At 37.4% G+C, this 23,376-nt stretch carries 26 protein-coding genes, 1 tRNA gene and 1 pseudogene; 26 read left to right on the forward strand and 2 right to left on the reverse strand.

The window, feature by feature from the left end; genetic code table 11:
- The first annotated feature begins 1 nt into the window (after position 1).
- The 6 genes from AC6FXG_RS00330 to AC6FXG_RS00355 all read left to right on the forward strand — a co-directional run bounded on the left by AC6FXG_RS00330 (position 2) and on the right by AC6FXG_RS00355 (position 4,033).
- The gene (locus AC6FXG_RS00330) at positions 2–979 is read left to right on the forward strand and encodes an LCP family protein (protein WP_500571101.1); all 978 of its coding nucleotides are present in this window, start codon (positions 2–4) and stop codon (positions 977–979) included.
- The gene (locus tag AC6FXG_RS00335; protein ID WP_500571102.1) at positions 969–1,946 is read left to right on the forward strand and encodes a beta/alpha barrel domain-containing protein; all 978 of its coding nucleotides are present in this window, start codon (positions 969–971) and stop codon (positions 1,944–1,946) included. Before AC6FXG_RS00330 ends, AC6FXG_RS00335 begins: the two co-directional genes overlap by 11 nt.
- Positions 1,943–2,563: a YARHG domain-containing protein gene (locus AC6FXG_RS00340; RefSeq protein ID WP_500571103.1), complete on the forward strand. Its 621-nt coding sequence runs from the start codon at positions 1,943–1,945 to the stop codon at positions 2,561–2,563. Before AC6FXG_RS00335 ends, AC6FXG_RS00340 begins: the two co-directional genes overlap by 4 nt.
- A gap of 1 nt (position 2,564) precedes the next feature.
- Entirely contained in the window at positions 2,565–3,065 is a 501-nt protein-coding gene (gene tadA / locus AC6FXG_RS00345) for a tRNA adenosine(34) deaminase TadA (RefSeq protein ID WP_500571104.1), read from the forward strand.
- Positions 3,066–3,154 (forward strand) — tRNA-Ser (locus AC6FXG_RS00350).
- Between the two features lie 138 nt (positions 3,155–3,292).
- Positions 3,293–4,033: a hypothetical protein gene (locus AC6FXG_RS00355; protein ID WP_500571105.1), complete on the forward strand. Its 741-nt coding sequence runs from the start codon at positions 3,293–3,295 to the stop codon at positions 4,031–4,033.
- Between the two features lie 310 nt (positions 4,034–4,343).
- On the opposite strand, the gene AC6FXG_RS00360 is transcribed toward AC6FXG_RS00355, so the two are convergent.
- Together AC6FXG_RS00360 and nagE are read right to left on the reverse strand one after the other, a co-directional pair.
- The gene (locus tag AC6FXG_RS00360; protein ID WP_500571106.1) at positions 4,344–4,805 is read right to left on the reverse strand and encodes a PTS sugar transporter subunit IIA; all 462 of its coding nucleotides are present in this window, start codon (positions 4,803–4,805) and stop codon (positions 4,344–4,346) included.
- Positions 4,805–6,268, reverse strand: coding sequence for an N-acetylglucosamine-specific PTS transporter subunit IIBC (gene nagE, locus AC6FXG_RS00365; protein WP_500571107.1), 1,464 nt, complete (start codon positions 6,266–6,268; stop codon positions 4,805–4,807). The genes AC6FXG_RS00360 and nagE overlap by 1 nt, the downstream gene beginning before the upstream one ends.
- Before the next feature lie 117 nt (positions 6,269–6,385).
- Here nagE and nagA point away from each other — a divergent pair, with 117 nt between their 5' ends.
- From nagA to AC6FXG_RS00465, 20 genes and pseudogenes are all read left to right on the forward strand, one after another.
- Entirely contained in the window at positions 6,386–7,498 is a 1,113-nt protein-coding gene (gene nagA, locus AC6FXG_RS00370; RefSeq protein WP_500571108.1) for an N-acetylglucosamine-6-phosphate deacetylase, read from the forward strand.
- Positions 7,486–7,770 carry a phosphoenolpyruvate-utilizing N-terminal domain-containing protein gene (locus AC6FXG_RS00375; protein ID WP_500571109.1) on the forward strand — a complete coding sequence of 95 codons (285 nt, stop codon included), beginning with the start codon at positions 7,486–7,488 and terminating at the stop codon, positions 7,768–7,770. The genes nagA and AC6FXG_RS00375 overlap by 13 nt, the downstream gene beginning before the upstream one ends.
- 18 nt (positions 7,771–7,788) lie before the next feature.
- A pseudogene (gene ptsP / locus AC6FXG_RS00380) lies at positions 7,789–9,078 on the forward strand (phosphoenolpyruvate--protein phosphotransferase); the annotation flags it as partial.
- 65 nt (positions 9,079–9,143) lie between these two features.
- Positions 9,144–9,596: a hypothetical protein gene (locus AC6FXG_RS00385; RefSeq protein ID WP_500571110.1), complete on the forward strand. Its 453-nt coding sequence runs from the start codon at positions 9,144–9,146 to the stop codon at positions 9,594–9,596.
- The gene (locus AC6FXG_RS00390) at positions 9,597–10,511 is read left to right on the forward strand and encodes an S-layer homology domain-containing protein (protein ID WP_500571111.1); all 915 of its coding nucleotides are present in this window, start codon (positions 9,597–9,599) and stop codon (positions 10,509–10,511) included. It abuts the gene before it with no gap.
- Positions 10,511–11,113, forward strand: a complete 603-nt coding sequence (gene tmk / locus AC6FXG_RS00395) for a dTMP kinase (protein WP_500571112.1) — start codon at positions 10,511–10,513, stop codon at positions 11,111–11,113. Before AC6FXG_RS00390 ends, tmk begins: the two co-directional genes overlap by 1 nt.
- Before the next feature lie 82 nt (positions 11,114–11,195).
- On the forward strand, positions 11,196–11,522 hold the full coding sequence (darA, locus tag AC6FXG_RS00400; RefSeq protein ID WP_075573884.1) for a cyclic di-AMP receptor DarA: 327 nt from the start codon (positions 11,196–11,198) through the stop codon (positions 11,520–11,522).
- Positions 11,522–12,376, forward strand: a complete 855-nt coding sequence (locus AC6FXG_RS00405) for a DNA polymerase III delta subunit-related protein (RefSeq protein ID WP_500571113.1) — start codon at positions 11,522–11,524, stop codon at positions 12,374–12,376. The genes darA and AC6FXG_RS00405 overlap by 1 nt, the downstream gene beginning before the upstream one ends.
- 51 nt (positions 12,377–12,427) lie before the next feature.
- Positions 12,428–13,282: a PSP1 domain-containing protein gene (locus tag AC6FXG_RS00410; RefSeq protein ID WP_075573882.1), complete on the forward strand. Its 855-nt coding sequence runs from the start codon at positions 12,428–12,430 to the stop codon at positions 13,280–13,282.
- A 130-nt stretch (positions 13,283–13,412) separates the two neighbouring features.
- Entirely contained in the window at positions 13,413–13,958 is a 546-nt protein-coding gene (locus AC6FXG_RS00415; RefSeq protein WP_500571114.1) for a hypothetical protein, read from the forward strand.
- Between the two features lie 9 nt (positions 13,959–13,967).
- The gene (locus AC6FXG_RS00420) at positions 13,968–15,326 is read left to right on the forward strand and encodes an L-cystine transporter (RefSeq protein WP_075573880.1); all 1,359 of its coding nucleotides are present in this window, start codon (positions 13,968–13,970) and stop codon (positions 15,324–15,326) included.
- A 134-nt stretch (positions 15,327–15,460) separates the two neighbouring features.
- The gene (locus AC6FXG_RS00425; protein ID WP_099950359.1) at positions 15,461–15,631 is read left to right on the forward strand and encodes a CC/Se motif containing family; all 171 of its coding nucleotides are present in this window, start codon (positions 15,461–15,463) and stop codon (positions 15,629–15,631) included.
- A gap of 52 nt (positions 15,632–15,683) precedes the next feature.
- Positions 15,684–15,929 carry a GlsB/YeaQ/YmgE family stress response membrane protein gene (locus tag AC6FXG_RS00430; protein WP_500571115.1) on the forward strand — a complete coding sequence of 82 codons (246 nt, stop codon included), beginning with the start codon at positions 15,684–15,686 and terminating at the stop codon, positions 15,927–15,929.
- Between the two features lie 171 nt (positions 15,930–16,100).
- On the forward strand, positions 16,101–16,862 hold the full coding sequence (locus tag AC6FXG_RS00435; protein WP_500571116.1) for a nucleoside phosphorylase: 762 nt from the start codon (positions 16,101–16,103) through the stop codon (positions 16,860–16,862).
- Positions 16,863–16,874: 12 nt separating this feature from the next.
- Complete coding sequence (locus AC6FXG_RS00440) at positions 16,875–17,804, forward strand: carbamate kinase (RefSeq protein ID WP_500571117.1); 930 nt, start codon at positions 16,875–16,877, stop codon at positions 17,802–17,804.
- Positions 17,805–18,141: 337 nt separating this feature from the next.
- On the forward strand, positions 18,142–20,145 hold the full coding sequence (locus AC6FXG_RS00445) for a heavy metal translocating P-type ATPase (protein WP_500571118.1): 2,004 nt from the start codon (positions 18,142–18,144) through the stop codon (positions 20,143–20,145).
- 59 nt (positions 20,146–20,204) lie between these two features.
- Positions 20,205–20,963, forward strand: coding sequence for a type I methionyl aminopeptidase (gene map, locus AC6FXG_RS00450; RefSeq protein WP_075573874.1), 759 nt, complete (start codon positions 20,205–20,207; stop codon positions 20,961–20,963).
- On the forward strand, positions 20,956–22,299 hold the full coding sequence (locus tag AC6FXG_RS00455) for an MATE family efflux transporter (RefSeq protein ID WP_500571119.1): 1,344 nt from the start codon (positions 20,956–20,958) through the stop codon (positions 22,297–22,299). Before map ends, AC6FXG_RS00455 begins: the two co-directional genes overlap by 8 nt.
- Entirely contained in the window at positions 22,283–22,609 is a 327-nt protein-coding gene (locus tag AC6FXG_RS00460; protein ID WP_500571120.1) for a DUF1667 domain-containing protein, read from the forward strand. The genes AC6FXG_RS00455 and AC6FXG_RS00460 overlap by 17 nt, the downstream gene beginning before the upstream one ends.
- A complete protein-coding gene (locus AC6FXG_RS00465) occupies positions 22,606–23,373 on the forward strand; it encodes a peptidylprolyl isomerase (protein WP_500571121.1) in 768 nt (255 codons plus the stop codon). Before AC6FXG_RS00460 ends, AC6FXG_RS00465 begins: the two co-directional genes overlap by 4 nt.
- Positions 23,374–23,376 lie beyond the last annotated feature (3 nt).

A 23,376-nucleotide genomic window follows, 5' to 3' on the forward strand; every position in this document is an offset into this window, starting at 1 on the left:
GATGAAAAAATTTAAGCAAGCATTTACCTTAGCTTTTGTTGTGTTTTTGGCCTTTTATCTCTTTGCTATTGTTAAGGGAGCCAAGAACCCATACGAAAATCTCTTTTCCAAGGATAAGTCCAAGGGAGAGACCAATATCGTGGATGAAAACAAGGGCCAAGATGATGACAAGAAAGAGGTAGAAGAGCCTGAAGAAGAACCTCAGCAGATGATAGATGATGAGTTTATGTTTGTCATGTTTGGAACTGACTCACACGATATAGATGTATCAAAGGGCTATAGGTCAGATACCATTATACTTACAAAGGTAAATTTCAAAACCGGTGAGGTCCGCATGGTAAATATTCCACGCGATACTCGTGTAAATATTCCTGGCCATGGACTGACTAAAATTAATGCAGCTCACTCTTATGGTGGACCAAATCTTTTGATGAAAACAATCCAAGATAACTTTGGCTTAAATGTTGACTATTATGTAAAGGTCGACTACACACTGGTTGAAAATTTTGTTGACGCTATCGGTGGGGTTGACTATAATGTTCCATACGATTTAATTTACACAGATCCAACTGACAAGCCACCACTGGTAATAAATATCAAGGCTGGTATGCAACATGTTGATGGTAAGGACGCTGTAAAAGTTTTAAGATATAGGGGAAACACCAGCGATATCGATAGAATTAACAGGCAGCAAGAGTTTCTTAAAGTGGTTATGGACCAAGCTTTAAGTTTAAAAAACATTGGTAGACTGCCAAAGATTTTCTCAAGTATAAAGTCAAACCTAAGGACAAACTTTGGTGAAAAGCAAATTTTAGAAGCCATTGTAAGCCTACCAAAGGTCGATATGAATAATCTTGAAATGTCAATGATTCCTGGAGAAGGAAAGTATGTTGCAGGAGAAAGCTTTTGGATTTATTATGAAAATAATACAAAGGATTTACTAAAAGAAAATTTTGGAGACTACATGAATGCTCAGTAGGAAAAACGCTCACCTCTACTATAGCCTTAGGCTAGACCGTAGAGGTGATTTTAAAAATTACAGAATAAAAACTATTGAACCCTGTGATTTAAGTCTTGATGATTTGGACTTGAGCGTGGAATTTTTGGGTAGGACTATTGACTTTCCCAATTATATAAATGCAATGACTGGCGGGACTGAACTGGCCAAGAAGATTAACAGAAGGCTAGTTACCATGGCTAAGTATTTAAAAGTTCCAATTATGACAGGGTCTTTAAATCCCTATATAAAGGAAAACAATTTCCTGGGCTTTGAGCCATTTTTAGATTATGATTTTGTTATTGCAAATTTATCTGCCAGAAATTCTCTAGATGACTTAAAGAGAGTTTCTGATAAATTAAATACGCCTTATGTGTCCATGCATTTAAACACCATGCAGGAGTGTTTTCAATTTGCTGGCGATACTTCTTTTAAAAATGAAAGAAAAAATATTGAGGAAGCGGCAAAATATTTTGGTAAGAATTTAATTGTAAAGGCAGTTGGCCAAGGTTTTTCTAAAGAAAGTATCCACATATTAAAAGAATTGGGTGTACAAAACTTGGATATTTCTGGAGCGGGTGGTACAGATTTTTCTAAGATAGAAATTGCCAGAAACAGGGCAATCTCAAAATATGAATTAACAGATGATTTTGCGGATATTTATTATCCACAGATCCCAACTTCAGAATCTATTTTAAATGCCAAGGATTTAGGGCTTTTTGTAATTGCATCAGGCGGTATCGATAGCCCAAGAGATATCTTTATGTCCTTTGCTTTGGGTGCTCAGATGACAGCCAGTTCTTATTATTATTTAAAATTAGCTTATGGGTCTTTTGATCATGCAAAATATCAAATGGATTCACGAATAGAAAATTTTATGAAATATATGTTGGTATCTTCATCCAGGACAATTGAGGATATAACAGGCAAGTATGAGGTGATAAAATGAGACTTTCTCCAATACCTCCTCCATATTACACGACTGATTCCAAGAGGAGGCGGGTTAATAAGTGGTTAATAATTTTTATAATTGGAATCTTGCTTGCAGCAGGGGCCTTATATTATTTACTTTCCAGGGATCCCATTAGCAAGGATACGGCCAAAGAGGAGGAGTCTATATTAAAAGACGCCAGCGAAATAGATCAGGCAGGCAACAAAGAGGAAGAGATTAAAATTCAAACCGTGGACTCAAAGGACAGGGAAGAAAATTCTTACGAGGACACAAGCGAAGATGATATCAAAGAGTACAATCTGCCAAGTGCTTATTTAAAAAATACTGATAGCGAACTTTTGACTGAGGCTTTTTTAAAGGATACTGAAATAGGTCAGATAAAATTAATCAGGGATGAGATATATGCTCGTCATGGTTTTGTCTTTAAGGACAGGGAGACTCAAAAGTATTTTGAAGAAAAGACCTGGTATGTAAAAAATCCTAATTACACAGACGATTTATTAAACGATGTTGAGAAGAAAAATTTGGATTTGATTGGCAAGTTTTTAAAGGATGATAATAAGAAAGACGAAGAAAAAGAAGAAAACAAGGATACAGAGGAAGGCGGCCAGTAGTTTGACAAAGGGCGATGATTATTGTAAAATAAAAAAATATGATGACCTAGAAATTATGAAGAAGGCAATGACCCTGGCAAAGAAAGCAGGAGCCCAGGGAGAGATCCCAATTGCTGCAATTGTTGCCAGGGATGGAGAAATAATTGCAAGTGCAAAAAATGCTGTGAGGAGTAAAAATGATCCGACTGCTCACGCCGAAGTGCTTGCAATTAAAAAGGCCTGCAAGAAATTAAACAATTATCGCCTGCCGGACTGCACCTTGTATACAACACTTGAACCCTGTGTGATGTGCACTGGTGCGATTATTGAAGCCAGGTTAAATCGCCTTGTTATTGCGGCCTTGGATGACAGGCGTGGGGCGGTCAAGTCCAATTTAGGTCTCATAGATTCTGCTTGTAGTAACCACAAAATGCAAGTGGAAGCAGGTCTTTTGCAAGAAGAGGCCAGCCAAATGCTGTCAGATTTTTTTAGCCAGCTGAGGGATTTAAGGAAAAATAAATAAGGAGAGGTACCGAAGAGGTCGTAACGGGGCTGACTCGAAATCAGTTTGCGTGCAAACGCACGTGGGTTCGAATCCCACTCTCTCCGCCAAGAAAATGCGGTTTTTATGCCGCTTTTTTATTTGCCTTGAAAATTTTTTCTTGCAATTGGGAAAAAATGTTTTATAATATAAGTATAAAAGTAAATAAGATTTTTAGAATCTTTGTGTATATAAAGGAGGTATTATAGATGAAAAAATATTTTTTAATTCTTTTGGCAGGACTGATGGTTTTTTCTATTGCTTGTAAGAAGGCAAACACAAATGAAAAGGCAAATGTAAAGACCAATGAAAATGCAGGTGCAGAAAAGCAAAATGAATCTGCAAATACAGAGACAGCAAACAGTGAAGGCAAGAACGATGAGAAGGAAACAGTTGAAAGCGTTTTTCCACCCATGGTTAAGATTGATGGAGTTATTTATGTAGACACTGGCTATCAAAACGCAATGGTTAAATGCGGGACCCCGGATGGAGAAATTAAAAGCACTGTAGACGGGACAAAAGAACCTGCTAATAATGATGAGTCAAACTTTGGCAAGGGCTATGAATACCAAAAATGGGGAGACGGCTATATAAATGTTAAGATTGACAATAGATGGATGCTCTTTAAGGACATCAAGCTCAAAGATAAGGAAGATGAGATTCCCGAGTGGGTTGCCCACTTTACAGGCAAGGTTATAAGTGTAGAAGAAGCTTCTCTTATGGTTGAAGCAACTGAAATAGATGATGTATTTTATTTTAAAAAACTTTTTACCAAACCGATTGTCCTAGCAATTGACAATCTAAGGCATGAAAAAGATGGAGTGGTAAGCACAGAAGGCCTTGAAGGGAAGTTTGTTGAAGTTTATTTTGGCGGAGAAATTAAAAACTTTGAAGCTGAAAGTTCCATTCCAATTTCTATTGGAGATGTATATAGGATTGATGTAAAATAAAAATAGGTTTAAAGAGACCTATAAAATAAATTTGCGAATAAAAATAGAAAATAAATTAGCAAATAAATATGAAATGTGTTTAGTAAACAAAAAGTAAATGGCAATGGAAAATAAAAAATAAATAGTAAATAAAGTTGAAACGAGTTTAGTAAACAAAAAGTAATTGGCGAAGAAAACAAAAAAGTAACTTGCAAAGAAAATTAAAATGTAATTCACAAAGGAAAATAAAAATAGATTAGCAAAGAAAGATAAGAAAAAATTTTATTTTAAAACAAAAAAATTCCAGGTACAGCCTGGAATTTTTATTTGCTTATTTTAATTCAATTGCAATTGTCTGTCCCTTTTCTGCGGGCCCGAGTATTTTGTTTAAGCTTTTGCCTGCTGCCTCTACAATAACCATGGGGCTTTCAATTGATTTGCCCAGGGCTTTTATTTTTTCAAGATCAACTTTTATAAGCAAGTCGCCTTGTTTTACTTCTTGGCCTTCGTGGGCAATTTTTGTAAAGCCTTGGCCATTTAATTCAACCGTATCAAGGCCTATGTGAATTAGGACTTGTATACCATTTGATTCAATTGCAAGGGCGTGGCCAGTGTCAAACATTTGAATTATTTTGCCGTCGATTGGAGCGAGGACATCTCCATCTGTGGGAATTATCGTCACGCCGTCACCAACCATCTTGCCTGAGAAGACTGGATCAGAAGTATCTGTTATATCTACAATTTCACCTGTCATGGGTGATGTGAGTTTTATTTTCTTTTTAAATAAAGCCACTAGATTTCACCAACTATTTTCATAATTTCATCATAGACAAATTGAACTTGAGGTCCAACGACTACTTGTACAGATTTTTGTGATGGTCTAATAATACCTGAGATGCCTGATGATGTGATTTGTTTTTCGTTAACTTTGGTTTCATCTTTTACTTCAAATCTAAGTCTGGTTATGCAGTAGTGGAGGGTGTCAATATTTTCTTTGCCGCCAATTCCTGCAAGAATTGTCTTTGCCATTTGAGTAAAGTCTGTGTGTTCGTCAAAAGTTTTTCCTTCCTTTTCATTTGGCTCGTCTTCACGGCCAGGTGTCTTTAAATTGAATGTTTCAATTAAGAATTTGAAGAGGAAGTAGTAGATAAAGAATGCTGCTACGCCCATTATTAATAAAATCCATGGCTTGTTTGCAACTGGATTTTTTAAGCTGAGCACATAGTCGATTAAACCTGCTGAGAATCCAAAGCCGGCTGTTGCCTTTAGGAAGGCTGCAATGATTAGGGATATACCGGTTAATAGAGCGTGGATTAAATATAGGCCTGGAGCCAAGAACATAAATGAGAATTCGATTGGCTCTGTAAGTCCTGTTACAACAGTTGCTAAAATTCCTGCCATCATAATTGATTTGACAGCTTTTTTGCGTTCTGGCCTTGCTGTTTTAATCATAGCAAGGGCAGCACCTGGCAGACCGAACATCATAATTGGGAAGAAACCTGCTTGATACATACCTGTTAGGCCAACGACAGCTTCTCCGCTTGCCAATTTTTCTGCTCCGCCTAGGAAGTTGTGGATGTCGTTTATACCTGCAATATCAAACCAGAAAACTGAGTTGAGTGCATGGTGGAGACCGGTTGGAATTAATAATCTATTGAAGAAACCATAAATACCTGCTCCCCAAGGTCCAAGTCCAATCATCCACTTACCAAATGCAACTAGGGCTGAGTAGATGGCTGGCCATACAAAGTAGAGAATTGCTGATACAAGGATCATTGCAAAAGATGTAATGATCGGAGTCATTCTGCGGCCTGAGAAAAATGCCAGAGCGTCCGGTAATTTCTTGCCGGAGAACTTGTCATAAACAGAGGATGCAACTACACCTGATAGGATACCGATAAATACATTGTTGATTTTACCAAATCCTTCTGTATCAAGTGGGGCTTGTCCACTTCTTAGCATTGTAATTGTACCTTCGCTTAAAAGCGTAGTGACAACTAAAAATGCTACCAAGCCTGAGAGTGCTGCTGCACCATTCGAGTCCTTACTCATACCGTAGGCAACACCTACCGCAAAAATTATTGGTAAATTATCTATAATTGCGCCGCCGGATTTAATTAAAAATGCAGCTACAGGGCTTCCATTGCCCCAGCCTGAAGGGTCGATGGCATAGCCAATGCCGAGTAAAATAGCCGCTACTGGAAGAACTGCAACTGGTTGCATCAAAGAGCGGCCAAGTTTTTGTAAATACTTCATAAATAAACCTCCTTATTAAGTAGTCAATTATATTATACCACAGCGATAAATAATTTAAAACAAAATAGTTTTATATTTTTAATCCTTATGTTATAATTTATTTAAAAGGAGGCTCTTATGAAATTTTGCGGCGCAAGTGTTTTTTATAAAGATAAATTTCAAAAAATAGATTTTGAAATTAAAAACGAAAAATTTAAATCCTTTGGAAATTTTCCAAGTGAAGATTCTATAAATATAAATGGAAAATATATTATTCCAGGCCTTACGGACATTCACACCCACGGGGCTATGAATGCAGATTCTTGTGATGGCAAGATTGAATCCATAAATACTTTTGCCAAGTACATGATGGAAAATGGGATTACACAATTTGTGCCGACGACTATGACTTATAGTGAAAATATTTTATCTGGTATTTTCGCCTGCCTAGGAGCCTATGATAATTCTTATGCAAAGCTTGTGGGCATCCACATGGAAGGACCTTTTATTGCAGAGAGTAAAATTGGAGCGCAAAATCCAAAATATATTTCAAAGGCAAATGTAGAAATGACAAAGAGACTGGATAATTTATCCGGCGGTTTATTAAAAATTATTAGCATTGCGCCAGAAACTGAAGGGGCTATGGAATTTGCCAGAGAACTGAAAGATGATTATATAATTAGCATCGCCCACACTGATTGTGATTACGATACTGCAATAGAAGCTTTTGATAATGGATTTTCTCATCTAACTCATATGTTTAATGCCATGAATGGCATCCATCATAGGGCACCTGGGCCGATAATTGCAGCCTATGAGCGAGCCAAATATATTGAGTTAATTGCAGACGGCGTTCATGTATATCCACCCGTAGTAAGAATGGTCTTTGACCTTATGGGAGATAAAATAATTTTGGTTTCTGATTCCATGCGGGCTACTGGCCTTAGCGATGGTGTCTACGATTTGGGCGGACAAAATGTAGAGGTAAAGGGCAATACTGCAAGAATTGTTGACAAGGGAAATATTGCCGGTTCAGTTACAAATTTATTTGCCTGCATGCAGACTGCAATCGCCATGGGTGTTGACAGGGTAAAGGCGGTCAAGGCCGCCAGTGTAAATCCTGCAAGAACTCTTGGCTTAAAGGATATTGGCGAGATTGAAGAGGGATATTTTGCAAACTTTTTAATTTTGGACGAGGATTTTAATCTTGAAGCCGTATATATTAGGGGGAAGGAAAGATGGAAAAGATAAATGCAAGGGGCGTATCGGATGGAATCGCCATTGGAAAAATTCATGTTATAGATAGAAAGCAAAATATAGATTCAAATAAGACTGATGATACTGATGTCGAACACAAGCGTCTTGATGCAGGTCTTAAAAAAGCAGCAGAAGCTTTGGAACAAATAAAAGAAAATATTGGCGGCGATGAAAAAGAAATTTTTACAGCCCACCAACTTATGTTGGAAGATCCTGAGCTTATAGGAACGATTAATTCTTATATTGACCAAGGTTTCAAGGCCTAGTATTCAGTATTTCAAGCTAAAGAAGATTTAAAAGAAATCTTCTATGCCATGGACGATGAGTATTTTAGGATGAGAGCCAATGATATAGAAGACGTTATGACAAGGCTTATAAAGGCCCTGCAAGGCAAGGAAGCCAAGACACTAGACGATGATTATATTCTGCTGGCCGATGACCTTTATCCATCTGAGACCATGGAAATGGACTTTAAAAAAATAAAAGGGCTTGCAACTATTAATGGATCAGTGACAAGCCACACGACAATTCTGGCCAACAATTTAAAAATTCCGGCTGTAATTTCTCTGGCCATAGATGATTTGAAAGCTTGCGATAAGAAGCTGGCAATTATTGATGGGAGTCAAGGAATTTTTATCTTGGATCCAATCGATGAGACGATAGAAGAATACAGGGAAAAAATAAATCAAAATAATCTTAAGGCCAAAGACTTGTCCAAGTACAAGAACATGGAGGCCATAACCCATTCAGGACAAAGGATTTCTGTCTATGCAAATATAGGAAGCGATGAAGAAGCCAAGGACGCTTACGAAAATGGGGCAGAAGGTATTGGCCTCTTTAGGTCAGAGTTTTTGTTTTTGGGCAAAGACAATGCCCCTGATGAAGAAACCCAATTTGTAGCCTACAAAAACGCTTTGGAATACATGAAGGGCAGGCCAGTTACCATTAGAACCTTGGATATAGGTGCTGACAAGCAAGTGGATTATTTGGGTTTAGAAAAAGAAGACAATCCGCAAATGGGTTTAAGGGCAATTAGAATTTCCTTGAGCCAAACAGATTTATTTAAAACCCAGCTCAGGGCCCTCTTGCGTGCGAGTGTTTATGGCAAATTAAAAATTTTATTGCCAATGGTTATTTCTGCGGATGAAATTATACAGACAAAAAATCTTATAGAAGAATGTAAAAGTGAACTTGATAAGGAAAACCAAGCCTATGGAGATATTGAACTAGGCATTATGATTGAAACCCCAGCTGCTTGTATAATAGCAGATGAGCTTGCCAAGGAATGTGACTTTTTTTCAATCGGGACAAATGATCTGACATCCTATACTCTTGCAGTCGATAGGACAAATGCAAGGCTATCAGTCTACTTGGACAGCCACCACCAGGCGATTTTGAAACTTATAAAGATGGCGGCTCTTGCAGCCCACGAAAATAAAATTGAAGTTGGCATTTGTGGGGCAGCAGGAGCGGATCTTAGCTTACTCGATTACTTTATAGAAATCGGCATTGATGAATTGTCAGTGCCCATTACTAGGATTGCTTATACAAAAGAAGCTATTATTAATAGCTAGCTTAAAGTCTTTGGCTTGAAGACTTATATAAAAGATGATATAATTTATTTTCGAAGAGGTGTTTTATGAATCACATAATAGACAAGTATTTGGAAAAAGATTTTTTACTTTTTGCAGTAAAAAAAGACGGAAGCATAAATGCAATGTCTTGCGGATGGGCGACTGAAGGAATTCTTTTTAACAAGCACGTATTTACTGTTTATGTCAGAAGGTCGAGGTACACTTTTGAATTTTTGAAAGAGGCCGACGACTTTTATATAGGAACAGCAAGCGCTGAGATGATAGATTATTTTGGCAGCGTTTCCGGTAGAGACGAGGACAAAATTGCAAAGGCTGGATTTAAAACTCAAATTAAAGACGGCATCCTTTATGTTGAAGGAGTTTCAAATCTCAAACGCTTAAAAAAGATACTGGCTCTTGATTTCAAAGACTATATTATGATTGATGATGAAATAAACAAAAAATATCAAGAAGATAACAGGGGTCACGTGGCCTTTGTTGGTGAAGTGGAGGATTAAATGAAGAACACAAGAAAGATGGCACAGGTTTTAGCAATTTTACTTGCAGCTATGATGGTTATAGGAGTAATCTTATTTGCTATGCCAAATGTTTTTGCAGAAGATGGTGAAAAAACCGAACTGACCGAAGAGGAAAAGAAAAGAAGAGAAGAGGAAGATTATTGGAGGGCTGTTGAAGCCGATAGACAATACAGGGTTGAGCAATTGCAAAATCAAATTCTGAGTATGATTGATCAGTTCAAGGGCAAGCCAGGATATTATGGGGCTGTTCAAAAATTAGAAAAATTCTTGGACTCTGTAAATCCACGCGATATCTTAGACCCAAGAGATTATGAAGCTGCGATTGCTGCCTTCAAAAAAGACGATTCTGAACTCCAGTCCAAGCCGCTATTAAAGGGCGATGAAAAAAATAATTTTAATCCAGACAACAATCTAACCAGGGCTGAATTTGCCATGATTCTTGCAAGGATGGACAATCAAATATTTTTGGGGACAGGGGAAAACTGGTACCAAGAGGCTATGAACCACGCCAAGACAAGAGGTTACTTAAAAGGTGATGATAGTGGCGATATGATGCCAATGAAAAATATTTCCCTGGCTGAAGTTGTAACAGTTTTTGTTAGATATAAGGGTTATACAAAGATGGAAGGCAATATGTCAAAGGTTCCTGAAGACCATTGGGCAAAAGGCGAAATGCAAAGAGCTTACATGGATGGCTGGATTAGCGGAATCGAAAACGTAAGCGATTGCGACCGACCAATTACTAGAGGGGAACTAGCTTCAATCTTAACCAAGGTTAGACAAATTAAGATTGACAAGCAAAAGATGGATGAACAAATTGGCCTTTACAAGAAATTCTTTGATGTAAACAAGGGCAACAGATATTATTACGATATTTTAGTTAACACAAAATAATGGGCAAGTTTATTGTTATTGAAGGTCCTGATGGAACTGGCAAGAGCACAGTTATCGAAGGCTTAAAGAGAGTTTATAAGGACAAAAATATAAAATATTTTAGAGAGCCGGGCGGTTCTCAAGTTGGTGAAAAAATTAGGACTATACTTTTGAATAAGGATACTCAAATTTCATCAGCCACTGAAGCCCTTCTTTTTGCGGCTATGCGGAGCGAAAATTACCAGATGCTAAAAAAAGATTTGAAAGATTGCGACTTGATAATAGCAGATAGGTTTTTGATGTCCAGTATCTGCTATCAAGGAGCAGGCCTTGGGCTTGGAGTTAAAGAAGTTGAGATGGTAAATGATTTTGCCCTCAAGGGTTTTAGGCCCGACTTAAATATTTTACTCATGTTAAATGCAGACCAGGGTATCGACCGTAAGCTTCAGGAGCGAGAGCTGGATAGACTTGAGCTAAGAGGCCTTGACTTTCACGAGAGGGTTGTAAGCGAATACCAAAAGTTTACTAACAGCCAAGGGGTTAAGGTAGTCGACGCATCCAGAAGCAAGGAAGAAGTTCTTTCGGATGTTGTAGAAATTATAAACGGCGAAATGGGCTGGTAATCTTGCTAAAATAAAATGACTATGTTATAATAAAGTAAGAAATAATTCTTATTTTTCAAAAACAAGAATGGGAGGTAGAGATATGAAATTATTGGTAGCTATTGTTCAAGACGCAGACGTAAATGCTCTTGTAGAAGAACTTACTGAAAAGAAATACAGGCTCACTAGACTTTCAAGTACTGGTGGATTTTTAAAATCAGGCAACACAACTCTTTTAATTGGTGTTGAAGATAATATGCTGGACGATGCACTCGGAATTATCGAACACAATTGCAAGCAAAGAGAAATTACCACATCACTTCTCACAGTTACTATGCCAGGAGATGCCTTTATCCCATATCCTTTGGAAGTAAAGGTTGGGGGCGCAACAGTATTTGTGCTGGATGTAGATCAATTCGTTAGAATATAATGATTCTTGGTAATGAAAAGGCAAATAAAATATTAGAAGAGCTTTTAAAAAGAGACACACTTTCTATATGTTTGAGTGGTCCAGAAGGTCTGGGGAAAAAATCTAAGGCCCTAGAGCTTATTGGACAAATTTTAAGGGTAAATACAGATGAGGCGGCAGTTCATGCCGACCTCTTTTTTGTAGAACCAACTAATTCTCTTATCAAACTTGAAAAAATTCGAGAGCTTATTGAGTTTTCGCTTTTAAAATCTTATTCGGGTGGGAGGAAGTTTGCTCTGATAAATGATGCTCACCTGATGAATATGGAGAGTCAAAATGCCCTCTTAAAAATTTTGGAAGACCCACCCGAAGGCCAGACCATAATTTTAATTACTGACAAGTATGATGAGCTTTTGTCCACAATTAGAAGCAGGGTCATAAAAGTTTCCTATAATAAACTGACGGACGATGAAATAAAGACCGCTCTTGGCAGGGACCTTTCTACAGAAGTTTTAACCCTTGCAGACGGTAGCGTGGCCAAGGCAAAATATTATATGGATTATGATATGAGTGGCCTCACTGATTTTGTAAGGGCTTTTTTGTATAGGGATGGAAACTATACAAGCAAAGACCCTGATGCCGAAGAATTTAAAGTTATGGCGACCTATGCGACCTGTGTTTTAAAGGAAATGAGAAAAATTTCCTGCGGAGGCAAGTCGGATTTACATGATGCAAATATTTTTCAAAACAAATTACAGATTAGGCCAGAGATTATAGATAGGCTGCTTCTTAAATTGGACCAGGCCATGAGTTTATATATGGGAAATTTTAACAAGAAAAATATTTTTGCAGATTTAATGATGGGTAGTTTTTAGATTTGTTATTATTAAAAAAATATGATAAAATAAGCTTGTAAGGAGGGATTTATGGTTAGAGTTGTAGGTGTACAATTCAACGACTCCGGTAAAATATATAGTTTTGACAGTCTTGATTTAGATATAAAAGTGGGCGATGGCGTTGTTGTTGAAACCATTCACGGCAAGGAACTTGGCTTTGCAAGAGAGGCCAGCTACGACCGTGATGAAGAGGAAATCGGCAGACAACTAAAGCCCGTTATAAGGGTTGCAACAGAATACGATCTTGAAAGATATAGGGAAAATGTTATCAAGGCCTCTGAGGCTTCTGAAGTTTTTAAAGACTTGGTAGCAAAACATAATCTAGATATGAAGCTCGTGGACTGTGCTTATACATTTGACAATCAAAAGTTATTATTTTATTTCACTTCTGACGGACGTGTGGATTTCCGTGAGCTGGTAAAAGAGCTTGCTTATATTTACAAAACCAGAATAGAACTTAGGCAAATCGGTGTAAGAGATGGGGCCAGAATGTTGGGAGGCTTGGGTCCATGTGGACAAGAGCTTTGCTGCTCGCGTTTCTTAAAAGATTTTGACAATGTCACTATTAGGATGGCAAAAGACCAGGGCCTATCGCTAACTCCATCCAAGATTAGCGGTATGTGCGGCAGGTTGATGTGCTGTTTGAGATATGAGCAAGATGTTTATGAAGAAAGACTAAAAGAATTACCAGACCTAAAGGAAATTGTTATCACACCTGAAGGAGAGGGGAAAGTCGTTGAGAGATATGCAATTAAAGACGAAGTAAAGGTTCAAATTGAAAAAAATGATTCCTTTGAATATCATATCTTTAGCGTGGATGATTTAAAAAAGAAATACAAAAGGGGCTGCGAAGAGTGCAAGTGCCCTAAGAAAAATAATAATTAATCTAAGAGGCTGGTTGAACCAGCCTTTTTTATTTATACACAATAAATAAAATAACAACTAATTACTTCAAGCAGATTAAAAAGGATCTAATAGGGTAAAATTAGAGTAGGAATATAAATAGGAGGCTAAGATGGATAATAAGGATAAAAAGAGAAAGCGAATCTTATATATTTCGATAGCAATCATTGTTTTTTTAATTATTTCAGTGATTTACTTTATGGTTGCTACCAAGAAAAAAGAAAAGAAATATAATGAAGATATGGCTGCTGCAATTACAAATATTGCAGATAACATTGTCTATGATTATGTATATTCGGATGAGAATATAGATCCTACAGACATAAAACTCTTCTTTGATGTGAATGGCAAGATTTTTGTCGGAAAACTTGGCGATAGGACAGACCAAGTTCAAGGCGCCTTGATATTAATTTATGATGGCAAGCATGGAGCAAAAGTTATTTTACCAGAGCCTGTAATAATGGATTACAAGTTAAATGTTAAAGCTTCTTCAGATGAAGGTTTTATTGAACAAAATAGGGCCATTAGTGATAAAAAAATAGAAATCGAAGATGAGTTTTTATCAAGCGGTGCCAAAGAAGTCCTTACAGATAGGCTAAAGGCCGTTTTAACTGAGTACCTTAAAGCCAAAGGCTATAAGGATATAGAATTTAAATAGGAGGTAGCTATGTATTTATTAATTATTTTAATTTTCGCCCTTTTGATGTTTGGCGTAAATTACATGAAAAAACTAAACATCTCTTTCAACGTTAGGGTTATTAGTGCCCTAGTTGTAGGTATTATTTTTGGCGTTGTCCTCCAGTTGACCACACCAAAAGATCAAATTGGAAAGGCAATGAGCTGGGTTACCCTGGTTGGGTCTGGATATGTCAGACTTTTAAGGATGATTGTATTCCCACTGGTTTTTGTCTCAATTACAAAAGCTATAGCCAATCAAGAAAAGAATGTTGGTAGGTCAGCTGCAAAAATTATGGCTGTGCTCATGGTAACTGTTGCAATTTCTGCCCTTGTTGGAGCTTTGACATCATCAGTCTTTAATCTAACAGCAGAAGGACTCCAATCTTCGACAGCAGAAGTTGAACGCGGGGAAAAGCTTTTGGAAACCATGCACAACTTTGAAGCAAAGCCAGTTCAACAACAAATTTTGGAAATTATTCCAATTAATCCATTCTATGCTCTTACAGGTCAAGGTCCAAACGCAACCCTTGCAACAGTATTTTTTGCAGCAATGCTAGGACTTGCAGCCTTATATTTAAAACGTGCAAACGTAAAGAGTGCAGACCTCTTTATTGATGTATTAAATTCATTCTCAGATGTTATTATGAGAATGGTTAAGATCGTTTTAAGATTGACTCCATACGGTGTTATGGCTCTTATGGCCAATGTAATGGCGACTTCGAATTACTCAGAAGTTTTGAGACTTCTCTCATTTATCTTGGCAAGCTATGTGGCAATAATTATTATGTTTATTATCCACGGATTAATTGTTGGAGCATTTGGACTAAATCCATTTACCTTCTTTAGAAAATCAATGCCTAACTTTATGTTTGCCTTCACATCAAGGTCAAGCTCAGGTACACTTCCAATTACCATTACAAATATGGAAGAAAATTTAGGTGTGCCATCTGGTATTGCAAACTTGGCTGGTAGTTTGGGTACAAGTATAGGACAAAATGGTTGCGCAGGAATTTATCCTGCAATGCTTGCTGTTATGATCGCACCAACAGTGGGTATAGATCCAATGTCAATTGGTTTCCTAGCAAAACTTGTTATAGTTACAGCTTTAGGATCATTTGGTATAGTTGGCGTCGGTGGAGGTGCAACATTTGCTGCCATCGTTGTATTATCAAGTATGGGTCTGCCAATTGAACTCGCAGGTCTACTAATCGCTATTGAACCACTCATCGATATGGGTAGAACAGCTCTTAATGTTTCTGACTCAGTTGTAGCTGGCGTTGTAGCTGCTAAATCAGAAGGAGTTCTAGACGAAGAAATTTATAACAGAGCACAAATAATTTCTGAATAAAAAATTAGGAGGAATTAACAATGAAAGTTATCTTAGAAGACAAGGTTTTTGATTACCTGAAAAAGAAAAATTCAAATGAAATAACGGTTGATATAGAAGGCTGTGCTAGCTGAGGCGTTGAGCCAAATCCAAGCGTGACCTTGGGAAAACCAAAAGAAAATATTGACGACTTTGACCTCTATGAGGTGAATGGAGTAAATGTTTATGTAACAGTTGCAGCAAACACTAAAGCCGGAGAGTTGACTGTAGCTTATAGGAAGATATTATTCAGTGAGAAACTGATCGTAGAAGGACTAGCTTTTTAATTTGTAAGTCTCAATTACGATGTAAAAGCTTTATAAAATAAGGAGGAAGAATATGATTTATGCAATTTTAATTGGAGCCCTATGTGGATGGATCGCATCTATGATTATGGGAACCAACGAAAGTATGGGAGGACTTGCTAATATAGTAGCCGGTTTAATCGGCGGCGCTATCGGAGGTGGCGTCTTAGGTATAATTGGACTTGTACCAAAGGACAATCTAGTAGGAAACCTTGTAAGCGGCGTTGTAGGTGCTTGCATCGTAATCTTTGTAGTAAAGGCTATTAGAGGAAAAAGATAAAAAACAAATTTTGCTCGTCAGCTTAGGCTGGCGAGTTTTTTATTTGCACGCTTGATTTAGTTTTTATTAAATATAAGAGCCACATATATAGAATTTTTTGCTTGAATTATTTTAATTTAATATGTTATAATAGTTTTGTATTCTCACCTGACGATTTGATTAGGAGGATTTATGTGTATTATATTTGATGACAAGAGCGAAGAAATTATTAAGGCAGAACAGACGATTGATTATATAGATGATTGTCCAGAAATTTTAATAGGTGCTTTCTCATATCCTTTGATTGATTATATTGCAAAAAAATATAAGGGCACTCAAATTGCGAACACATTATCTGCAAATGGGGAGGTTCCAATTTATAAAATTAATTATAATGGAAAAGACATTGGCGTTACCATGTGGGGAGTTGGGGCGCCAATGACTGTAGGGACTATTGAGGAATGTATACCCATGGGCTTTAAAAAGTTTATGCTTTTTGGTACGTGTGGGGTTTTAGATTCAAGCATAAAGGATTTGTCAATTATAGTTCCAAATTCTGCTGTTCGTGAAGAAGGCACAAGTTTTCATTATGTAAAAGCATCTAGTGAGATAGATGTAAATACAAAAACTATTGATAAGATGATAAGATACTTTGATGAGAAAGAAATATCGCACACTATAGGAAAAGTTTGGACAACTGACGCTTTTTATCGAGAGACAAAAAATAAATTTAAACTGATGAAAGAACGTGGAGTGGTGGCTGTTGATATGGAATGTTCTGCAGTTGCTGCTGTGGGCCAGTTTCGTAATCTAGAAATTGCGCATTTCTTCTATAGTGCTGATAATCTAGATGCAGAAATTCATGATAGAAGAAGCTTGGCCTGTGAAGATAAGTTAGATGACAAATACTTGATTTGTGATATTGCTATTGATTTAGCTTATATTATATTTTAATTAGGAGGACTTATGGGTAAGAGAATTTTAATTTCACTTGGTGGCAATGCTTTGGGAACTTTGTATAATGAACTTTTAGAAAGTGTAAATATCATTGCAAAGCCAATTGCAAAATTAGTTGAAGATGGGAATGAAGTTGTCATTTGCCATGGCAATGGCCCCCAAGTTGGATATATAAAGAAAAATATTGATGTGGGCGCTATGGAGAGTGAAACAGAATCGCTGCCTCTATCAGAATGCGTTGCTATGAGCCAAAGTTTTATTGGCTATCAATTGTCAAACGCCATTGAAAATGAATTAAAAAATTACGGAATTGAGAAAAAAGTTCCAACAGTGGTAACTAGGGTTATAGTTGACAAAAATGACAAGAGCTTTGATAATCCAACCAAACCAATCGGTGCTTTTTATTCAAAGGAAAAAGCTGAGACATTAGAAAAAGCAGGCAAGGTAATGGTAGAAGATTCAGGCCGTGGTTACAGGGAAGTTGTAGCCAGCCCGTATCCAATCGAAATTGTAGAAGTAGAGGCTATCAATGATTGCCTTAAGAATTCTCCTGTTGTAATCGCAGGTGGCGGCGGAGGGATCCCTACCATCAATGAAGATGGTAAACTCGTTGCAGTAAATGCGGTTATCGACAAAGATAGAACTTCTGTTATGCTAGCCCACGATACAAATTGCGATAGCCTTGTTGTCTTAACAGGTGTTGAAAAAGTTGCCATTAACTTTAACAAGCCTGATCAAAAAGACTTGGATAGGATGACAATAGACGAAGCTAAAAAATATATGAAAGAAGGCCAATTCCCAGCCGGGTCTATGTTACCTAAAGTTGAATCAGCAATTGACTTTGTTGAAAGCGGAGAAGGCCGCGAAACTCTGATTACTTCATTAGATAAACTAGTTGAAGGTATGAGAGGAGAAACAGGAACTTTAATTGTAAAATAAAAATAAAATTGATTTTGAAGCGACTATTATGGTCGCTTTTTTGTTTGTAAAAATTTGTTAGAAAAAATTATTTTTAATAAAATAATAGGAGATGTATTTTCTATAAGAAGTGTAAGATAATTATTGGCGAGCAAAGTTTTTTTAGGAATGTTTTGGGCGGGTAAGAGCTTTTATTCATATGAGAGTATATTTTTAGGAGTTTGAGTAATTTCAAAATAAAAAAGAAATTAAAAAATAAGAAAAAAATTTTTAAAATTTCCAACTTTATGCTTGACATAATAAAACATTTGTCCTATAATACAAATGAACAGATATTTATTTGTTTAAAGGAGGTCTTATGAAAAAGTTTATTTTAAAGGGCAATGTATGTCCACATTGTGCAAGTAAAATTGAAAATGAATTAAAAAACAATGATCAAGTTAAGAATATGATCTTTGATAAGGTTAACTTTACCATTCAGGCTGAGGGCGACAATCTAAAAGAAGTTATTGCTGAAGCTGTCAAAAAATATGAGCCTGGTGTTGAAGTTATAGAAGAAGGCGGAGTCGAAGAAGCAGAGGAGCCTAGCCGACGAGAAAGCCTATTTAAATACTCGCTAATAATTGGCTGTGCATTGGCCATCGCAGCATTATTTATAAAAAATAATTATCTGGCGATTTTTGCCGCAGTTTTTGCAGGCGCACCCATAGTTATAGATGGTTTTAAGATTATTTTTAACGGCGGGGGCTTGGATGAGAAATTTTTGATGTCCATCTCCATGATTGGGGCCATTATAATTGGCGAGCCATTAGAAGGTGCCATGATAATGATTCTATACAGACTAGGTGAAGCTCTAAGCGATTATGCACTTAAAAAAGCCAGCGAAAAATATAAGAGGCTGGCTGTTTCACAAAAATTAGATGTCAGAGTTATTGGCGAAGACGGAGTATCAAAGCTTGTGGATGTTGAAAGCGTGGAGATCGGCACAAAAATTATTGTCCAGCCACACGAAATGGTTCCCCTTGACTCAGAAGTCTTGGATGAGTATATAGTTGTTGATAATTCATCATTTACAGGAGAATCAGATCCAATTGTTATTAAAAAAGGCGAGACCGTTATGGCAGGAGCCATTCTTGTAAATAATCCTGCAAATTTGAAAACACTTGTAGACCACAAGAACTCATCTCTCTCAAGGATGAACAATCTCTTGGAAAGAGCAGAGGCTTCAAAGAGCAAGCAAGAAAAATTTCTTACTACCTTCTCTAAAATTTATACGCCGATTGTTGTTGGCCTTGCAATAATAGTTGCCTTAATTCCTTTGATTAATGGTGGCAACTTTAGCGAATATATTTATAAGTCCTTGGCCTTTTTAGTCGTGGCTTGCCCATGTGCTCTCGTGCTTGGCGTTCCACTTTCTTATGCAGTGGGTATTGCATCTCTTAGCACAAAGGGTGTGCTCATGAAGGGATCAGAATACATCGACACTTTGAGTCATGTTGAATATTTGGCCATGGATAAAACGGGAACTGTAACTGAAAATTATATGGAAATTGAAAGCGTTGAATGTCCAGCCGACATAGATGAAGCAGAACTCAGACGACTAATGGCTATTGGAGAAAAATTTTCCACCCACCCAATCGCCCAAGCGTTTAAGATGGATAATGTACCCGACCCTGAGGATTACAAGGAAATTGTAGGCCAGGGTATAGACTTTGCCTTTGAAGGAAAATCTTATAAGATAAGAGGCGGAGCCACAGGCGGTCAAATTAATTTGATTCGCGGCGAGGAAATCGTTGGAGAATTTTTCATGATTGAAAAATTAAAGGATAAGATCAACGAGACAATCGACAAGCTCCATGATTTAAATGTAAAGGCAATTTTAGTTTCAGGCGACAGCGAAGAAAAGGTTAGTCAGGTTGCTGACTTTATAAATATTGATAAGTATTACGCAGGTCAAAGTCCTGAGGATAAATTAAATGTTGTCCACAGTTTAAAAGCCAAGGGCAAGGTTGGTTTTGTAGGAGACGGCATCAACGACTCTCCTGTTTTAAAGGCAGCCGACGTTGGTATAAGCATGGGCAATATGGGTAGCGATGCAGCTGTTGAGGCGAGTGATGTTGTAATTACAGACGACTCAATTTACAAAGTCGCAACGACCATAGGAGACGCCAGAAAGATTATTTCAAATGTAAAATTTATAATTGGATTTGTCCTTGCAGTTAAAGTCATAACCATGATTTTAATTTATCTGGGCTACGGCGGCATGTATTTGGCGGTATTTGCAGACGTAGGTGTAAGCTTAATCTCAATTGGCATTGCTCTTATGAATCTAAGAATAAGATATAAGAAGGGGTCTAAATAGACTCCTTTTTGCTTGTAAAAAGCTTTTTAATATAGTAAAATAGTTGCTGGAGGTTTATTATGATTTCAATTAAAACAGAATCGATGATTAAGGGTATGAAAAAGTCAGGCAGACTTTTAAAATCCACTCATTATGAACTTGAAAAGCATATCAAGCCAGGTATTACTACCATGGAATTGGATAAAATTGCAGAGGATTTTATTAGGAGCCATGGGGGCATTCCTGCGCAAATAGGCTACCAAGGCTACAAGTATGCAACATGCATTAGCGTTAATGATGAAATTTGCCATGGTTTTCCTAACTCATATAAATTAAAAGAAGGAGATATCTTAACCATAGATATGGTTGTGGACTTAGATGGTTATTTATCAGACTCGGCTTGGTCATACGCAGTTGGTGAAATTTCTGATGAGGCCAAAAAACTCATGGAGGTAACCCATGATTCGCTGATGAAGGCGATTGAAATTTGCAAACCAGGTGTCCACTTTGGCGAGATTGGTATTTGCATTGAAGACTATGTAAGTCAATTTGGATTTTCGCCTGTTCGTGATTTTATTGGCCACGGAATTGGCAGAAAAATGCACGAAGATCCACAAGTTTTTCATTACAACAGTGGAATCAAGGGCGCCAGGATGCGTGAAGGCATGGTCTTTACAATTGAACCAATGATAAATGTTGGCGATTGGAGAATGAAAATGGACAAAAACGGTTGGACAGCTAGGACCAAGGATGGATCACTATCTTGCCAATACGAACACACCATGGCCGTTACCAAGGATGGAGTTTTTATTTTGACAGACGAGGGTCTAGATGACTAATAGGAGGTCCTTAACCGAAGGCAATATATCAGATCAGCTGATGAAGCTTGCTTTACCTTTAATGGGGACAAGTTTTTTAACCATGGCTTACAACTTAACCGACCTTTACTGGGTGGGAAAGATTGGCACAGAGGCTGTGGCAGCTGTTGGTATAAGTGGATTTTTTTGGTGGATGGTCTCCAGTTTAGTTTTAATTTGCAATGTTGGCCTTGCTGTTACCGTCAGCCAAAATCTGGGCAGAGAAGATGTCGCGACTGCAAAAAAATATATAAATTCAGGGATCAAATTAAATATATTAATTGCCCTGACCTATACGCTTATAGTTTATTTTTTTCACAAGTCTTTGATTAATTTCTTTCAAGTCCAAGACCAGCTAACTTATGATTCAACAGTTATATATTTAAAAACTGTAAGCATTGGCTTTCCGTTTTTATTTATGAATCCAATACTCGCGGTAATTATTAATTCCGCAGGCGATTCTAAGGAAACATTTAAGGTTAGCTGCATAGGCGTTGCATGCAATATGATTTTGGATCCCTTGCTAATTATTGTTCTTGATATGGGGGTCTTTGGTGCTGCCTTGGCAACGGCCATTAGCCAAATCCTGGTAACCCTTATTTATATATTTTTCGGTATCAAACATAGGCATTTATATGCTTTGGTTGATTATAGGGAACCTTGGGAACTTAAAAAAGTAAGAGAAATTTTAAAGTTGGGCATTCCACCTGCAATGCAATCGGCCGTTCACTGTTTTATAAGCATGTATATGGGCAGGATGATTGCTGGCTTTGGTTCAGCAGCTGTGGCCGCCCAATCAATCGGTAGTACCATTGAAGGCATCTCTTGGCTATCGGCTGAGGGCTATGCAACCGCAAATGCAAGTTTCATTGGGCAAAATTACGGGGCTCAAAAATATGACAGAGTCAACCGAGCTTTTTATTCAAGCTGCAAGATTATGTTTATAATAGGCCTGGCCGCAAATTTAATTTTATATTTTGGCCGCTTTCCTATTATTAGATTATTCTTGCACGAGGCTGAGGCTATACAAATCGGAGCCATGTACCTCATGGTCCTCAGTTTCTCACAAGTCTTTATGGCTATTGAGATTGCAAACGGCGGGGCCTTTAACGGTATTTCAATGACGCATATTCCAAGCATTATAGGTATAACAGGTAATATACTTCGCATACCTCTTGCATATTTATTGATAGATTATTTTGGACTGACGGGGATTTGGATGGCGATTTCCATTTCTTCTATTTTAAAAGGGATTACTTCTTTTCTAATATTTGTTTCTATTAAAGGGAGGAAATTAAAACTTGAAGGTAATATGTAAAAACTGCCCGATTGGATGCGAACTCACAATAGAAGATGGCAAGGTATTTGGCAACAGGTGCTCGCGTGGACTTGAATACAGAACTATGGGTGAAAAATCGATTTTTTACACCAGGGTCAAGATCAAGGAGGCTGCCCTAGGCCATTTGGCTATTAGGAGCGACGTGCCCGTTACTGAAGAAGAGAAAGAAAAATTGCAGAAGCTGATTTCCAAGATTGAAATTTATCCGCCAATTGAAAAAGGGCAACTAGTTATATTTAATCTGGGGGGAACAGGTGTTAGCTTTTTAGCTCAAAGGAGAATTTTATGAGAAATAAATTATTAATTTTATTTTTGGCATTAGCTTTAACTTTTACAGCTTGTCAAAAGAAAGATGAAGATAAGGAAAAGGTAAATGAAAATACAAATGAAGCACAAAATAGTGCTGACGAGGAAATTAAAGAGGAGGTAAAGGAATTGAAGGCAGAAACAATTGCAGCCCTACCACAATTACAAGAGGTAAAGGCAGGAGACAAGATTGCAGTTTTAAAAACAAATATGGGGACCATCAAAATTAAATTGTTCCCAGAATACGCACCAAAGACAGTAGAAAATTTTGAAACACATATTAAAAACGGCTACTACAATGGAATTATTTTCCACAGGGTAATTGACGGCTTTATGATCCAAGGTGGAGACCCAACTGGTACTGGCCGCGGTGGCGAAAGCATTTGGGGCGAAGCTTTTGAAGATGAATTTTCAAATAGTATGCTAAATATTCGCGGAGCTCTATCAATGGCAAATGCTGGACCAAATACAAATGGCAGCCAATTCTTTATCGTTCAAGCCAAGGAAGTTTCTCCTGATTTGATTAAGATGATGAAAGAAGCTGTTAGCCAAGGTTACAGTGAAGATTTTATAGACGCTTATTCACACTTGGGCGGAACTCCACATCTAGACGGCAGGCACACAGTCTTTGGCCAAGTCATTGAAGGCATGGATGTAGTTGATAAGATTGCAGCAGTCGAAAGAGATGAAATGGACAAACCAAAAACAGATGTTGTAATCGAAGAAGCTACAATCGAAACAAAGTAGAAA

The organism is Ezakiella massiliensis (assembly GCF_059862345.1).

Coding starts and splice junctions, on each gene's coding strand:
- AC6FXG_RS00415 (WP_500571114.1), top strand. CDS start 13,413: ATGGATAATAAGGATAAAAAGAGAAAGCGAATCTTATATATTTCGATA.
- AC6FXG_RS00420 (WP_075573880.1), top strand. CDS start 13,968: ATGTATTTATTAATTATTTTAATTTTCGCCCTTTTGATGTTTGGCGTA.
- AC6FXG_RS00445 (WP_500571118.1), top strand. CDS start 18,142: ATGAAAAAGTTTATTTTAAAGGGCAATGTATGTCCACATTGTGCAAGT.
- AC6FXG_RS00330 (WP_500571101.1), top strand. CDS start 2: ATGAAAAAATTTAAGCAAGCATTTACCTTAGCTTTTGTTGTGTTTTTG.
- AC6FXG_RS00355 (WP_500571105.1), top strand. CDS start 3,293: ATGAAAAAATATTTTTTAATTCTTTTGGCAGGACTGATGGTTTTTTCT.
- AC6FXG_RS00390 (WP_500571111.1), top strand. CDS start 9,597: ATGAAGAACACAAGAAAGATGGCACAGGTTTTAGCAATTTTACTTGCA.
- AC6FXG_RS00375 (WP_500571109.1), top strand. CDS start 7,486: ATGGAAAAGATAAATGCAAGGGGCGTATCGGATGGAATCGCCATTGGA.
- darA (WP_075573884.1), top strand. CDS start 11,196: ATGAAATTATTGGTAGCTATTGTTCAAGACGCAGACGTAAATGCTCTT.
- AC6FXG_RS00385 (WP_500571110.1), top strand. CDS start 9,144: ATGAATCACATAATAGACAAGTATTTGGAAAAAGATTTTTTACTTTTT.
- tmk (WP_500571112.1), top strand. CDS start 10,511: ATGGGCAAGTTTATTGTTATTGAAGGTCCTGATGGAACTGGCAAGAGC.
- AC6FXG_RS00465 (WP_500571121.1), top strand. CDS start 22,606: ATGAGAAATAAATTATTAATTTTATTTTTGGCATTAGCTTTAACTTTT.
- map (WP_075573874.1), top strand. CDS start 20,205: ATGATTTCAATTAAAACAGAATCGATGATTAAGGGTATGAAAAAGTCA.
- nagE (WP_500571107.1), bottom strand. CDS start 6,268: ATGAAGTATTTACAAAAACTTGGCCGCTCTTTGATGCAACCAGTTGCA.
- AC6FXG_RS00405 (WP_500571113.1), top strand. CDS start 11,522: ATGATTCTTGGTAATGAAAAGGCAAATAAAATATTAGAAGAGCTTTTA.
- AC6FXG_RS00435 (WP_500571116.1), top strand. CDS start 16,101: ATGTGTATTATATTTGATGACAAGAGCGAAGAAATTATTAAGGCAGAA.
- AC6FXG_RS00410 (WP_075573882.1), top strand. CDS start 12,428: ATGGTTAGAGTTGTAGGTGTACAATTCAACGACTCCGGTAAAATATAT.
- AC6FXG_RS00340 (WP_500571103.1), top strand. CDS start 1,943: ATGAGACTTTCTCCAATACCTCCTCCATATTACACGACTGATTCCAAG.
- AC6FXG_RS00455 (WP_500571119.1), top strand. CDS start 20,956: ATGACTAATAGGAGGTCCTTAACCGAAGGCAATATATCAGATCAGCTG.
- nagA (WP_500571108.1), top strand. CDS start 6,386: ATGAAATTTTGCGGCGCAAGTGTTTTTTATAAAGATAAATTTCAAAAA.
- AC6FXG_RS00440 (WP_500571117.1), top strand. CDS start 16,875: ATGGGTAAGAGAATTTTAATTTCACTTGGTGGCAATGCTTTGGGAACT.
- AC6FXG_RS00335 (WP_500571102.1), top strand. CDS start 969: ATGCTCAGTAGGAAAAACGCTCACCTCTACTATAGCCTTAGGCTAGAC.
- AC6FXG_RS00430 (WP_500571115.1), top strand. CDS start 15,684: ATGATTTATGCAATTTTAATTGGAGCCCTATGTGGATGGATCGCATCT.